This window comes from Saccharopolyspora gregorii, assembly GCF_024734405.1.
In the GTDB taxonomy this organism is placed as follows: domain Bacteria; phylum Actinomycetota; class Actinomycetes; order Mycobacteriales; family Pseudonocardiaceae; genus Saccharopolyspora_C; species Saccharopolyspora_C gregorii.
The window spans coordinates 792786-807283 of sequence record NZ_CP059556.1; the positions used below are offsets into that span (position 1 = coordinate 792786).

Here is a 14498-nt window from a genome sequence, read left to right on the forward strand (position 1 = left end):
GGGCAGCGGGGGAACCGCTGAGGTCCCGCTGCCCGAGCGCTCCGCAACACGAGTGCGAAGGCGGGCGGCGAGGTTCCGCCGCCCGCCCTGAGGAACAGGGCGGGCGGCGGAGGCTCAGTCCCGGGACTTCGGCGGCCCGGGGACGAGCGGGGTCTGCACCAGCCGGACCGTGCGGCGCCGGTTGATGTACTGCGCCCGCCCCGGCGGCAGCGTCCGCGGCTTGAGGTTGCCGAGGAACCGCTCCTCCTTCGGGCAGGACAGCAGCATCGCCGGGGTGCCGAGTTCCCACATCCGCCGGATCACCTGGTTGCTCATCGAGCGGCTGCCACCGGAGGTGCTGCGCGCGAGGATCAGGTGCACGCCGACGTCGGCGCCGTGCGGCACCAGCGAGTTCAGCGGCTGCAGGATGCCCGCGCCCATGCCGCCTTCGGCGAGTTCGAAGTCGTCGATGATGATGAACAGCCGTCCGCCGTTCCACCAGTCGCGCTTCGGCAGCCTGCTCGGCGGGATCTCCGGCCCGGGGATCCGCTTCTCCAGGCCGCGCGCCGCGTTCGCGATGGAGTTGCCCAGCGCGTCCGCTCCGACGGCGTACTCGATCTGGTTCTCCGCGGGGATCGAGTCGTGCAGTTCGCGGCGGAAGTCGCCGAACATGACCCGGGCCTCGTTCGGGCCGTAGGTCGCCGCGATGGACTTGGCGATGTGCCGCAGCACGCTGGTCTTGCCGGACTCCGCGTCCCCGTAGATGAGCAGGTGCGGGGTGGTGTCGAAGTCGTACCACTGGACGTTGAGGCCGGTGTCCTCGATGCCCAGCGGCATCCGCAGCTCCTTGTCCCCGCCGGGGCGGGTCGGTGCCGGGAGCTCCTCCGGCGCGAGCGTGACCGGCAGCATCCGCACCCGCGGCGCGACCGGCGCCTCGGGCAGGGCCAGCGATTCGGACAGCTCGGTGGTGGCGTCGGCGACGTCGTCGTTGCTCGGGTCGCCGTCGATGCGCGGCAGCGCCGCCAGGAAGTGCAGCCGGTCGGTGGTGATGCCGCGGCCGGGGATGTTCGGCACGGTCGCCGCGAGCCTGCTGTTGACCTCGGAGTCGACCGGGTCGCCGAGCCGCAGCTCGAACCGGGTGCCGAGCACGTCCCGCAGCCACGGCCGCATCTCCGCCCACCGGTTGGTGGCGATGAGCAGGTGGATGCCGAAGCTGAGCCCGCGCGCGGCGAGTTCGGTGAACCGGTCTTCGAGCTCCTCGAAGTCCTGCCGGATCGTGTACCACCCGTCGACGACGAGGAACACGTCGCCGTAGGGGTCGAGGTCGGTGAACCGGCCGGCCCGCCGCGCCTTGCGGTAGGTCGCCATCGAGTCGATGTTGTGCTCGGCGAACAGCGTCTCCCGCTTGGCCAGCAGGTTGGTCACCTCCAGCACGGTCCGGGTGACGCGGTCCTTGTCGAGGCGGTTCGCGAGGCTGCCGACGTGCGGCATCTTGCCGAGCGAGGCCAGGGTGCCGCCGAAGTCCAGGCAGTAGAACTGCACCTCGGCCGCGCTGTGCGTCAGCGCCAGGGCGCTGATCAAGGTGCGCAGCATGGTGCTCTTGCCGGTCTGCGGGCCGCCGACGACGGCCGCGTTGCCGCGGCTGCCGCTGAGGTCGGCGGTGAGCAGTTCGCGCCGCTGCTGCGCGGGCAGGTCGATCAGGCCGACCGGGACGTGCAGGTTCGCGGTCTGCAGGTCGCCCACCGGACGCGGCCCGAGCACCGGGTGGTCCACCAGCGGCGGCAGCAGCTGGTCGAGGGTGGGGGACTTCTTCAGCGGCGGCAGCCACACCTGGTGCGCCCGCGGGCCGATGTCGCGGAGCCGTTCGATCAGCACGTCGAGCACGGTCTGCGTCGGCTCGTCGGCGTCCGGTTCCGGTTCGGGTTCCGGCTCGGGCAGCTTGGCGGGTTCGATGTAGTCGGTGCCGAAGGCCACCACCTGCTGCTCGGCTTCGGCGCGGGTGCTGCGCTGGCGCTTGGTGCGGTAGGTGCCGGAGACGAACGCGCCCTTGAACCGGGTCAGCGTGGTGGTGTCGGGGCGCAGGTAGCCGTTGCCGGGTCCGCTGGGCAGCTCGTAGGCGTCGGGGACGCCGAGGATGGAGCGGGACTCCATCGCGGAGAACGTGCGCAGGCCGATCTTGTACGACAGGTGCGTCTCGATCTTGTGGATGCGGCCTTCGTCGAGCCGCTGCGAGGCGAGCAGCAGGTGCACGCCGAGGCTTCGGCCCAGCCGGCCGATCATCGCGAACACGTCCACGAACTCGGGCTTGCTGGAGAGCATCTCGCTGAACTCGTCGACGACGATGAACAGCGCGGGCATCGGCTCCAGCTGCACGCCCTGCTGGCGCGCCGCTTCGTAGTCGCGCCGCGACGCGTAGTTGCCGGAGGCGCGCAGGTGCTCCTGGCGCCGGTTCATCTCACCGGTCAGCGCGTCCTGCATCCGGTCCACGAGCTCCAGCTCGTCGACCAGGTTGGTGATGACCGCGGAGGTGTGCGGCAGCTGGTCGAAGCCGAGGAACGCCGCACCGCCCTTGAAGTCGACGAGCACGAAGTTGAGCTCTTCGGAGGTGTGCGTGGTGGCGAGCGCCGCGACCAGGGTCCGCAGCAGCTCGCTCTTGCCGGAACCGGTGGCGCCGATGCACAGGCCGTGCGGGCCCGAACCGTCCTCGGCGGATTCCTTGATGTCCAGTTCCAGCGGGGATCCGTTGGCGGCGATGCCGATCGGCACCCGCAGCCTGCGCTTCGCGGTCATCCGCTCGCGCCGGTACTTGGCGGGGGAGAAGGTGCGCACGTCGCCGAGGCCGAGCAGCCCGGCGAGCTCGTAGTCCCCGGCGAGCGGTTCGTCGCTCTCGGCGACCGCTTCGCCGACCCGGTAGCGGGCCAGGGTGCGGGCGAGGGCGGCGATGCCGATGGTGCTCAGCGAGTCGGGGCGGCACAGCGGGCTGCCCGCGGGCTTGCCGAGCCGGTCGAAGGTGACGGTGCTGACCTGCTCCGGCTCGACCTCCAGGAACAGCGCGTCCGCCTTCGCCTGCCACGGCAGGGTTTCGCCGACGTCGAGGACCACGGTGTTGCGGTAGCCCTCCTCCCCGACGCGGTGGTCGGCGGGCAGCTGCACGCCGTCGAGCACGATGACGACGAGCGGTTCGCCCGGGGTGACCGGGGTGTCGGCCTCGAAGCGGGGCCGGGAGGTGAAGTCCCCGCCGCCGAGCAGGTCCTCGACCTCGGTCATGGTCTCGCCGACCAGGCGGCGCGAGCCCGCGGCGTCGCGGCCCTCGCCCTGGTTGTGCGGCAGCCACTTCAGCCAGTCCCAGTCGTCGCGGCGCTGCTCGCTCGCGCACAGCGCGATCCGCACCTCGCCGGGTGCGTGCGCGGTGACGAGCTGGGCGAGCATGGCGCGGGCCAGGCCGCGCACCGCCTCCTCGTCGCCGCGGAACCGGATCTGGCTGAACCCGCGCAGGTACACGGCGATCGGCGCGTTCGACAAGGTCGTGTAGGCGCGCAGGAACCGGCGCAGCGCGTGCGCGGACAGCGGCTCCAGGTCCTCGATCGGCTTGCTGTCCGGCGGGACCAGCTTCGTCGCGGAGCGCTGCTTGCCGAGCCCGATCCGCACTTCGCCGAAGTCGTCGTGGGCCGGGCGGCGCTCCCACAGCCGGTAGCCCAGCGCCAGCGACCACAGCGAGCGCGGGTCCGGGTGGATCCAGCGCGCGGCCTTCTGCTGGCTGGTGAGCGCCTTGCGCACCTGGCGGCGCAGCTGCCCCAGGTACCGGATGTAGTCGCGGCGGAACCCGTGCAGCTTCTGCTTGTGGTTCACCGAGTTCCGCAGCAGCTGCACCAGGATCATGCCGATGGCGGAGCACATCATGATCCCGCCACCGATGTAGGACAGCACCCCCGACCCCGGGCGCACGAACATCATGACCATGGCCAGCGAGCCGAGCCCCATCGGGGCGTACATCATGACGGAGCTGATCCCGCCACCGGTGTTCTCCGGAACCGCGGGCGGCTCCTGGATCTCTATCTCCTCGCTCGGTGAGGTCGGTTTCGGTCGGCGAGAACGCCGAGCGAACAGCACCGTGCTCACGTGCTCTCCCTTTGGTGAGTGGAATCCCCTGGATGTCCGCGGGGACGGACTGATCAGTAACGTCTGGGCCCGCAAGCGTTACGTTGCTGACCGGGTCGCGGTCTCTCAACCTGGCAGGAAAGGACCCCGGGCACCCATGGCGATTTCGGAAGAGCAGGTCCAGCATCGCACAACAGACTCGGGGAGGCTACGGTTCGTCCTCGGCAAGAAGTCGACCGACGTCGCCCTGCCCGCTGAAGTGCCGCTGGCGGACCTGCTTCCCGCCGTCCTGCCCCAGTTCGGCGCCGAATGGGTCGAACAGGGCGCGGACCACGAGGGCTGGGTCGCCCAGCGCGTCGGCGAGGCGCCGCTGGACGAGGACCGGACGATCGCCGAACTAGGTCTGCTCGACGGCGAGACGATCTACCTCCGCCCGCGGGCGGACCAGCTCGAACCCATCGATTACGACGACCTCGTCGACGGCGTCGGCGAGCAGGTGCAGAACCACGCCGGCCGGTGGCGCCCGGCCCGGACCCGCTGGCTGCTGCGGGCGATGGGGCTGGCGGCGCTGCTGCTCGGCTTCCCGCTGCTGCTGGCCGGGACCGAGGTCGCGGTGGAGGCGCCCATCGCGGGCGGCATGACCGCGCTGCTGCTGGCCGTGGCGACGCTGGTGGCGCGGGGCGCCGCGAACCCGGTGCTGGCGACGATCATCACGGGCGTCGCGGTCTGCTACTCGGCGCTGACCGGCGTGCTGCTGCTGCTCGCGCTGGACCCGGTGGCGACGGTGCCGATGATGATCAGCTGCGCGGCTGCGGGTGCGTTGATCGCGCTCGTCGTGGGGCTGCTGGGCGTCGCGGACTCGTCGCTGCTGTTCACCACCGCCATCACCTTCACGATCCTGGTCGGCATCCCGGCGCTGATCGCCTCGGTGAGCCCGGCCTCCGGCCAGCAGGCCGCCTCGATCGGCATCGTGGTGACGATCGTGCTGAGCGTGTTCATCCCGTCCCTGTCGTTCCGGCTCTCCGGACTCACGCTGCCGCTGCTGCCGACGACGCCGTCCGAGCTGACCGAGGAGATCGAGCCGATCGGGCAGCAGATCGTGGTGGAGCGCGGTGCGGTCACCGTGGGCTACTCGCGGGCGCTGCACGTCGGCGTCGGTGCCGCGCTCACCTTCATGGTCCTGGGCGCGCTGGTCGGCGAGGCCGACGTGTGGACCGTGGTGTTCGGCGCGGTGGTCTCGCTGCTGCTGTTCCTGCGCTCCCGGCATCCGGACGGCGCGATCCAGCGCTGGGCCCTGGTCGTCCCGGCCGCGGTCGGGTTCGCGACCTGCACGCTGCTGGTGGTGACCTGGGCGGGTCCGCTGGTCGCGATCCTCGCGGTGTGGCTGCCCTCGCAGGCCGTGGGCGCGCTGCTGCTGGTGCTCTCCGAGTTCCTGCCGAACCGGAGGCTGCGCCCGTACTGGGGTCGCGCGGTGGACATCTTCGAATCCCTGACGGCGGTGGCGGTGCTGCCGCTGCTGCTCCAACTCCTGCACGTGTACGCGAAGATGCGAGGGCTGGCCGGCTGATGCAGTCACGCAAGGATCAGGTCCAGGCGTACTTCTTCGTGGTCGGCAGGCTCGTCGCCGCGGTCACGCACGGACGTCCGGACGCGTTGGAATCGCCGAACCGCAGGGTGAAGAACGGCACCATGTTCGGCGTGCTGGTCGCGGCGCTGCTGATGGCGGTCTTCGGCATCCTCGGCCTGTTCCTGCCCGGGGGGAACACCTCCTGGAAGCAGGCCGGGTCGATCGTGATGGACAAGGAGACCGGCGCCCAGTTCGTGTACCTGGACGGGCAGCTGCACCCGGCGCTGAACTACTCCTCGGCGAAGCTGGCCTCCGGCAACACCGGCGGCACGGTGTCCTCGGTGTCCCGGGAGTCCATGGAGGGCACTCCGGTGGGGCAGCCGATCGGCATCCCCAACGCGCCCGACTCGATCCCCACCGCGGAGACGCTGCGGGTCACGCCGTGGACGGTGTGCGTGCAGCCGCTGCCGCCGAACCAGATGATCGGCAACCCGACGATCACGCTGATGATCGACGCGCAGGCGGGCACCGCGGCCACGCACGGGCAAGGACTGCTGGTGCGCACCCCGGACGGCGCGCTGCAGCTGATCTGGGAGGGCAAGCGGTACCGGGTGACCAGCCCGGCGGTGGTGGACGCGCTCGGCTACGGCGACACCGCGCCGCTGGAGGTCCCGGCGACCTGGCTGAACCCGATCCCGGCCGGACGCGACCTCGAGGTGCAGGACACCCCGGGCGCCGGGCAGGCCGGTCCGGCGATCGACGGCAAGCCCAGCCGCGTCGGCCAGGTCTACGAAGTGCGCAACCCGGCCATCGACTCCAGCCAGTTCTACCTGGTGCGGCAGGACGGCGTGACGCCGCTGAACCGGATGAGCGCGGCCCTGCTGTTCGCCGCACCGTCCACCCGGGACGCCTACCCGGGGATGCAGGTCGCGCCGATCCAGGCGGGCCCTTCCGCGATCTCCGGGGTGCCGACCTCGCAGGGGCCGGACCTGGTGACCGGATTCCCGGGCGTGGTGCCGGAAACGGTGATCCCGCCCGCGGATTCGCAGCCGTGCGTGCGCTACGCGTCCTCGGCCTCGGGCAACATGAAGGTGACGCTGGAGCTGCAGCCGACCTCGCGGGTGAACGCGGGCGCGGTGGACACCGCGCAGCACATCGCGGGCACCGTGGCGGACCGCATCGTCGTCCCCGCCGGGGGCGGAGTGCTGGCCAGGGACCTGCCCGCGCCGGGCGCGGCGCCGGGCACCGCGTACCTCATCACCGACGTGGGCACGAAGTACCCGCTGGCGGACGCGAACGTGCTGAAATCCTTGGGTTACTCGGAGAATTCCGTGATGCAGGTGCCCACGGACCTGCTCGCCCTGCTGCCCAACGGCCCGGTGCTGAGCACGGCAGCCGCCACCCAGGTCCAATCCCCGTCTTCTTGATCTCCCAAGTTTGATGAGGGGAGTCCCTAGCTTGACGCGGTCAAGACCACTCGCGGGTCGCACCGGCTGCGCGGAGATCTAAGTTGGTAGTCGGGTTAGACCCGATATCCACAGAGCACGAGAACTGCGGCGGGCCGCCGCGGCGATTGCCAAACGGAGGCACAAGTGGCTATTGACGGCGCACTTTTTGACGAAGCGGAAATCCAGCAGGTCGCCGGTCGGCACGACACCGCCCGCGAAGAGATCGAGCAGCAGCTGACCCAGCTGCGCAGCCAGCTCGACGGCGTGGGCCAGCGCAGCCCGAACGAGATGACGAAGATGCTCGTCGACCAGTACGAGCAGGACCTCACCCGCCTGAAGGACTCCGTGCTGGCCGACCTCCAGGCGATGTCGCAGGACATGCGCTCGACCGCCGGTCAGCAGACCGAGCAGGACCAGAGCAACGTCAAGCCGATCACGAACACGCCGATCGAGAACTTCATCGGCTGATCGCGCTTCGCGCACCCGAACATCCGCAATCCCGCACTGAGGAGCAGCAGAGATGACCAGCCCCAAGACTTATGACTACGGCGCACTCGAAGAAGCCCAGAACTTCCTGAAGCAGGGCCTCGAGTTCGTCAACGAGCGCGCCAGCGAGCTCATCAAGGACGCCACCAACCTGCAGGAGAAGGGTTGGCAGGGGCAGTCCGCCACCGGCTACAACGCCTCGGCGGAGCGCCTGCGCGGCCGGCTGGACGGTTTCGCCCAGTACATCGAGCAGCAGAAGCAGAACGTCCAGACCGGTACCACCAACATGCAGGACACCGACCAGGCCGGTGGCAAGCGCATGAGCGCCTACAGCTGACCGGTGCCGGGCGCCTTTGCGGTGGCCGGGCCGGTCGCGCGACTCGGCCCGGCATCGCTCTTCTCCACCCGCCGCTCTCCGCGGCCACGTTCGATGCTGACGACACCACGTAAGTAGGGATGGTCATGGCGGACAAAACCGCTTTCTCCCCGGATGACATCAAGAACGCTGCCAACGAGATCGGCAAGCTGACCGAGGACATGGCGGCCTTCCAAGAGCTGAAGGCGCACTGGCCCAACGCAGGTCACTTCGAGACCGCGCAGTGGCTGGAGCGGATCGTCGACGACCGCCGCAACGGCCTGGTCGCGCACGCCGAGCGGTTGAAGAACATCTTCGACAACATGAAGACCGACCTCACCGCGATCGCGAACGACTTCGAGAACGCCGACGGCGAGAACGCCGACAAGATCAAGGCCGAGGTCGCCGACATGCGCGGCCACATCGACACGGCGATCTCCTCCCTGGACAAGGGCACCGAGCAGGACCAGCACAACTTCTCGGAACACCCGGACATCGACGCCGACGACAACGCGACCGACGGCGACGGGTACAACGACAACCTCAACGCCTGAGCGTGGTGCCGGGTAGCGGTACCAGATCCCGTTAGTCATTCGATCGGCCGGTGGGCCGCTTCTTTGTGAGGACCTTTCCCGATGGCGGACAAAGCCGAAAACGTGGTGGGCGTCTACAGCGCCTCCGCCCCTCCCATGGCAGTCGACAACTACTCCAACTGGGAAGAGATCGACGCCGCCACCTGGGACCTCACGCACAACGGAGGGGCCACCGGCGATCACGCGAGTCTGAGCAGCAACAAGACCGCGGAAGCCTGGTACGAGCTGGAAGCCGCCTTCAAGAAGGCGACCGAACGGCTCGGTGAGATCAACGAAGGCTTCAACAAGCAGATCAAGGCCCTGCAGGACCACATGCAGGGCGTCGCGGGCGACGAGTTCAACAAGTACGCCACGGATCTGTTCAAGGAGAGCGAAGACCTCTACAACACGCTGACGAACCAGGCGTACGCCACCACCGTCGGCAACATCGGTCACGCCATCCAGGACTACGCGCATCGCTGGTGGGAGGCGCTCGACAACGAGCACGCGCGCCGCAAGACCGCGATCGAGAAGATCGAGGCGGTCTCCACCGAGCTCACCCAGTCCGAGTTCGACAGCAAGGTCCAGGAAGCGGTCGACGTCAGCGAGGAGAACCTCCTCAAGGAGCTGAAGGTCCTGCTGACGAACCTCACGAACCAGTACAGCTCGCGCGGTTCCGACCTGAGTCCGCTGCACATCGCGCTGAGCCCCGCCGCCGAGAACACCGGCGGCGGCGACGGCAAGGACGGCAAGGACGACAAGGACGGCAAGGACGACAAGGACGACAAGGACGACAAGGACGACTCCAGCGGTTCGGGCGACGACGAGGACTCCTCGGGCTCGGGCGACGACTCCTCGGGTTCCGGCGACGACGAGGACGACACGTCGCAGGACGAGAAGGACGCCAAGGACGACGCCGACGACGCCATCGACGACCTGACCGGCAAGGGCGAGGGCGACGGCGAGGGCTCGGGCGAGGGTTCCGGGGAGGGCTCCGGTTCCGGATCGGGCTCCGGCGAAGGGTCCGGCGAGGGCTCGGGCGAGGGCTCCGGCAAGGGCGAGGACTACGACAAGGGCCTGCAGGACGCGAAGAACGCCGCCAACGACGCCATCGACGGACTCACCTCGGATGGCCCGGGTGCCGGTGGCGGTGAGGGCGAAGGCGCCGGTGGTGGCGAAGGCGCCGGTGCTGGTGAAGGTGCCGGTGCGGGCGAGGGCGCCGGTGCCGGTGAAGGCGCCGGCGAAGGCCAGGGCGACGACTACCAGCAGGCCACCGAGGACGCGAAGAAGGCCGCGAACGACGCCATCGACGGGCTCGGCGAGGGTGCCGGCGCCGGTGGCGGCGAGGGCGCCGGTGAGGGCGAAGGCACCGGTGGCGGTGTCGGCGGCATGCCCGGCGGCATGGGCTCCGGTTCCGGTGGCGGCACCGGCAGCAAGAGCGGTGGCGCGGGCGACAGCCAGCGCGACAAGGGCCTCGAGGACGCGAAGAAGGCCGCGAACGACGCCATCGACTCGCTCGCGGGCGGCGGCGAAGGCGGCCCGGAGACCGAATCCGGCGGCCCCGGCAGCGAGGGCTCCGGCGGCGGTGCCGGCGAAGGCGTCGACACCGGCGAGGCGAAGAAGGCCGCGGGCGACGCGATCGACGACCTCAAGAGCGAGGGCCAGAGCCCGGAGACCCAGCAGCGCCTGGACGACGCCAAGAAGGCCGCGAACGACGCGATCGACGACCTGACCAAGGACGGCGGGCAGCCCAGCGCGGAAGAGGCGAAGAAGGCCGCGTCCGACGCCATCGACTCGCTCGGCCAGGACGGCGACAGCCCCGAGCAGAAGCAGGCGATGGAGGACGCGAAGAAGGCGGCCGACGACGCCATCGACTCGCTCTCCGGCAGCGGCGGACCGAACACCGAGTCCGACGGTCCCGGCGGTGCCGACCAGAAGCTCGACGGCGGCGAGGCGAAGAAGGCCGCGGGCGACGCGATCGACGACCTCAAGAGCGACGCGCAGAGCCCGGAGGCCCAGGAGCGCCTGGACGACGCCAAGCAGGCGGCGAACGACGCGATCGACGAGCTCACCAAGGACGGCGGCCAGCCGACCGCGGAGGAGGCCAAGCAGGCCGCCGACGAGGCGATCGACGCGCTCGGCCAGGACGGCGACTCCCCCGAGGTGCAGCAGGCGATGGAGGACGCCAAGAAGGCGGCCGACGGAGCCATCGACGACCTCGCGGTGAAGGACACCCCGGTGGACGGGGGCCAGGCCAAGACGGCGGCCTCCGACGCGATCGGCGACCTCGCCAAGGGCACCCAGGACCCGGCCGCCCAGCAGCGGATGGAGGACGCGCAGCAGGCCGCGAGCGACGCGATCGACGAGCTCACCAAGGACGGCGGTCAGCCGACCGCGGAGGAGGCGAAGCAGGCCGCCGACGAGGCGATCGACGCGCTCGGCCAGGACGGCGACTCCCCGGCGCAGCAGCAGGCCATGGAGGACGCGAAGAAGGCCGCGGGCGACGCGATCAACGAGCTGGCCAGCCCGTCCGACTCCGGCGGCCCGATCGACGACGCCCAGGCCCGCAAGGCGACCTCGGACGCCATCGGCGACCTGACCACCAAGAGCGCCGACCCGGCCGCGCAGCAGCGGCTCCAGGAAGCGCAGCAGGCGGCCAACGACGCCATCGGCCGGCTCAGCCAGGACGGCACCCCGCCGAGCGCCGAGGAGGCCAAGCAGGCCGCGTCCGACGCGATCGACAAGCTCGGCCAGGACGGCGACTCCCCGGCGCAGCAACAGGCGATGGAGGACGCGAAGAAGGCCGCCGACGACGCGATCTCCGGTCTCGCCTCCGGCGGCACCGGCGGCGGCGGTGCCGGTTCCGAACTGGACGACTTCCTCGGCGGCGGTGGCGGCGGCGGTGCCGCGAAGGCCGCCGCGGACGACGCGATCTCCAGCCTCGGCTCCGGTGGCGGCGGCGGTGGCGGCTACGGCGGTGGCGGCTACGGCGGCGGCGACAGCCCGAGCGCCCAGTTCGACGTCGCGGCCAAGCAGGGCCTGGCCGCTCCGGGCGGTGCCGCGGCCGCGGCCGCGGGTGGTGCCGCGGGCGGTGCTGCCGGTGGTGCCGCGGGCGGCATGGGCGGCGGTGGCATGCCCATGGGCGGCATGCCGATGGGCGGTGGCATGGGCGCGGGCGCCGGTGCCGCCGGGCAGCAGAACCAGGAGCGCGAGCCGCAGATCTGGATGAAGGCGGACGACGGCGTCTGGGACGAGGACAAGGACAACCCGCCATCGGTGCTCGGACGGAGCTGATCTCGTGCCCACCAGCACACCCATCCCGTCGAACCTGGACCAGCTGAACTTCGACCAGCTGGCCCAGCTGATCAACGAACGCGACCCGGAGCTGTACCACCAGCGCGCCGACGAGTTCGATCGCGCCACGGCGGGGCTCCAGCAGCTGATCGACGGCCTGCGCGCCACCATGCGCAGGCTGGAGGTCGGCCTGTCGGGGCTGTCGATGGACCAGGCCGCGCAGGCGGCCGAGCACCTGTCGGCGAAGAACGAGGCCGTGCTGCACGCGATGCAGCAGCCGGGCTACGCCGCGATGCTGCGCCGCGCCGCCGAATCGCTGGCGTCCGCGCAGCAGCGGCTGCGCGATCTGCAGCAGCAGCGGGCCGAGCAGAGCGACGCCCCGCCGGAGGAGGCCGGGAAGGCCGACGAGGACCGCACCGAGCAGGCCCGCCAGATCCTGCGCGACCTGGCGACCTCCTACGGCGACGCGGCGGGCGGGTTCACCCCGCTGCCCGGCACCGGCCCGGGCAGCACCCCGGTGGACCAGATCACCGCGAACGGCGGCGCCGAGGGCGGCCAGTCCGGTAGCGGCGGGGAGTTCTCCACCGCGGTCTACTACGGACCGGACGGCACGCCGCAGGTGTCGGACGCCGGCTACGCACCGGGCGCGGGCGGTGGCGCCGTCGGCACGATGGCACGCACCTTCGGCAGCCCGGCGGGCATCGGCGGCAACGGCTCCGGCGACGGTTCGGCCTACGGCGGCGGGACCGGCGGTGTCGGCGGCGGCGGTGCGGGGGAACACTCCGGCGGGAACGCCGCCCCGTGGCTGGCGGCCTCCGCGACCGGATCGCCCGCGGTGCTCGGGCAGTCGCCCGCGGGCATCGGCGGCGGTGGTGGTTCCACGACTGCCGGCGGCGGATGGCGGATGGGTTCGGCCGCCCGCTCCGGCAGCGTGCAGGAGGGCTCGCCGCAGGTCCTCGGCAAGCGGATGGTCGCGAGTTCGGCCACCGGCGGGACCGACGCGTCCGCCGGGAAGAAGGAGAAGCGGCCGCAGACCTCCAGCCAGGAGAACGTCTCCTCGGGGCAGGAGGAGATCAGCACGATGAGCTCTCCGGTGGAGGAGCACAAGGAATCCACCGCTGACGCGCCGTTCCTGCAGTCCCACTCCCCGGGCCACCTCACCGCGACGGCCACCGCCGGCGCGGCGGCGGGCGCGACGGCGGCGGGCACGCTGTCGTCGAACACGCCCGGTTCGCACGCGCCGCTGCACGCGCAGACCCCGGCGCCGGACCCGTCCGCGAATCCGCCCGGCGGCGGGAACCAGCCCGGCCAGCACACGCCGGTGGCGAAGTCGACGACCGCGGGAGCGCCGCTGGACGCCGGTTCCGCCGGCGCGCACAGCACCACCAGCGGCGGGCCGCGCAGCGCGCCGAGCTCCGCGCTGGACCTCGGCCAGGTGCGCACCCCGGGCGGTACGCCGACGCTGCCGCGCCCCGGCGGGGAGCTCTCCGCCGCGATGCCCGGCACCGGTGGCGGGGTGCCCGGCGGCACCGGGCAGCCGGGCGGTCCGATGCACGGCCCGATGGGCATGATGGGTGCCGGTGCGGGCGCGGGTGGCCAGCGCGACCAGGAACGGCAGCCGAACGTTCCCGTTCCGGCGGACCGGGATTCCTGGGACGACGGCAACGGGGTGCTCGGCGCGGTCGGTCGCCGCTCGCGGTCCGATGAGGACGATCCGGCGCCGAAGGAGAAGCCGGTGGGCGACGCGAACGCCCAGATCGACGAGATCATCAATGGTCTCCGGGAGGAGCGGAAGATTCGATGACCGAGATGAACCGCAGTGGTGGCGGCGCCTTCCAGGACCTCGAAGCGGCCATGGCCGCGCTGGAGCAGGAGCAGCGCAAGCTCGCCGAGATCGGCGAGGTCCGCCAGAACGAGACGACGACGGTCCAGGCGAAGGACCGCTCGCTGGAGATGACCTTCGACGGCGGCGGCGAGCTGTCCGAGCTGAAGTTCAACGGCACGAAGTACCGGAACATGGCCCCGGCGCAGCTGGCCCACGTGATCGTGGAGACGCTCCAGCAGGGCCGCGCGCAGGCGATGGCGAAGATGACGGACCTCATGGGATCCGATGTCCTGCCTGGAATTGATCTAGCGGGCATCGCCGCGGGTAAGGTGGACCCGAGCAGCGTGATCGACGCGCTGCTGTCCCCGATGCTGGACGGCATCGTCGACGACGACGACCGCCCCGGCAAGGATTCCCGTTCGGAGAAGGGTGGCCAGGATGGCTGACGACTTCTACCTCGACCCCGACGGGATGCGGGACGCCAACCAGCGGATCAAGACGGCGCACGACGAGATGTCCGCCGCCTTCGACGAGCTCAACGCCGAGCTGGCGGAGCTCTACGGCTGCTGGGGCAACGACGACGTCGGCAAGGCGTTCGAGGGGAACTACAAGGAGCCGGCGGAGAACATCAAGAAAGGCTCCCAGGGCATCCTCGACGGCGTGAACGAGCTGACCGGCATGCTGGACGAGACGGTGGACGAGTTCGTCGCGGTGGACGAGCAGAACCGCCGGAACGTCGAGAACACCGGGTACGAGTCCTGATCCCGGTGCAACCGGTGGTGCGGCCGCTCGGTCCGACGAGGGACGCGAAGACGTGAGTTGACCATTTGGGCGCAGCGGGGCGCCCGGGTTCGAATCTGGAGGAGGGGGCCCG

At 71.0% G+C, this 14498-nt stretch carries 10 protein-coding genes; 9 read left to right on the plus strand and 1 reads right to left on the minus strand.

Going from position 1 to position 14498, the window contains the following annotated elements:
* Nucleotides 1–114: 114 nt before the first annotated feature.
* Complete coding sequence (gene eccCa, locus H1226_RS03620) at nt 115–4098, minus strand: type VII secretion protein EccCa (RefSeq protein ID WP_258346186.1); 3984 nt, start codon at nt 4096–4098, stop codon at nt 115–117.
* 136 nt (nt 4099–4234) lie between these two features.
* Between eccCa and eccD the strand changes: the two genes are divergently transcribed.
* The 9 genes from eccD to H1226_RS03665 all read left to right on the plus strand — a co-directional run bounded on the left by eccD (nt 4235) and on the right by H1226_RS03665 (nt 14386).
* A complete protein-coding gene (gene eccD / locus H1226_RS03625; RefSeq protein WP_258346205.1) occupies nt 4235–5644 on the plus strand; it encodes a type VII secretion integral membrane protein EccD in 1410 nt (469 codons plus the stop codon).
* Nucleotides 5644–7071 carry a type VII secretion protein EccB gene (gene eccB, locus H1226_RS03630; RefSeq protein ID WP_258346208.1) on the plus strand — a complete coding sequence of 476 codons (1428 nt, stop codon included), beginning with the start codon at nt 5644–5646 and terminating at the stop codon, nt 7069–7071. Before eccD ends, eccB begins: the two co-directional genes overlap by 1 nt.
* Before the next feature lie 165 nt (nt 7072–7236).
* Nucleotides 7237–7560: a hypothetical protein gene (locus H1226_RS03635; protein WP_224958429.1), complete on the plus strand. Its 324-nt coding sequence runs from the start codon at nt 7237–7239 to the stop codon at nt 7558–7560.
* Nucleotides 7561–7612: 52 nt separating this feature from the next.
* Nucleotides 7613–7915, plus strand: a complete 303-nt coding sequence (locus H1226_RS03640) for a WXG100 family type VII secretion target (protein WP_258346220.1) — start codon at nt 7613–7615, stop codon at nt 7913–7915.
* A gap of 125 nt (nt 7916–8040) precedes the next feature.
* Nucleotides 8041–8487 (plus strand): hypothetical protein, encoded by a 447-nt coding sequence (locus H1226_RS03645; protein WP_258346222.1) that lies wholly within the window; start codon nt 8041–8043, stop codon nt 8485–8487.
* Nucleotides 8488–8568: 81 nt separating this feature from the next.
* Nucleotides 8569–11799 carry a hypothetical protein gene (locus tag H1226_RS03650; RefSeq protein ID WP_258346223.1) on the plus strand — a complete coding sequence of 1077 codons (3231 nt, stop codon included), beginning with the start codon at nt 8569–8571 and terminating at the stop codon, nt 11797–11799.
* Between the two features lie 4 nt (nt 11800–11803).
* A complete protein-coding gene (locus H1226_RS03655; RefSeq protein ID WP_258346224.1) occupies nt 11804–13603 on the plus strand; it encodes a hypothetical protein in 1800 nt (599 codons plus the stop codon).
* Nucleotides 13600–14070 (plus strand): YbaB/EbfC family nucleoid-associated protein, encoded by a 471-nt coding sequence (locus tag H1226_RS03660; protein ID WP_258346226.1) that lies wholly within the window; start codon nt 13600–13602, stop codon nt 14068–14070. Before H1226_RS03655 ends, H1226_RS03660 begins: the two co-directional genes overlap by 4 nt.
* On the plus strand, nt 14063–14386 hold the full coding sequence (locus H1226_RS03665; RefSeq protein ID WP_258346229.1) for a WXG100 family type VII secretion target: 324 nt from the start codon (nt 14063–14065) through the stop codon (nt 14384–14386). Before H1226_RS03660 ends, H1226_RS03665 begins: the two co-directional genes overlap by 8 nt.
* Nucleotides 14387–14498 lie beyond the last annotated feature (112 nt).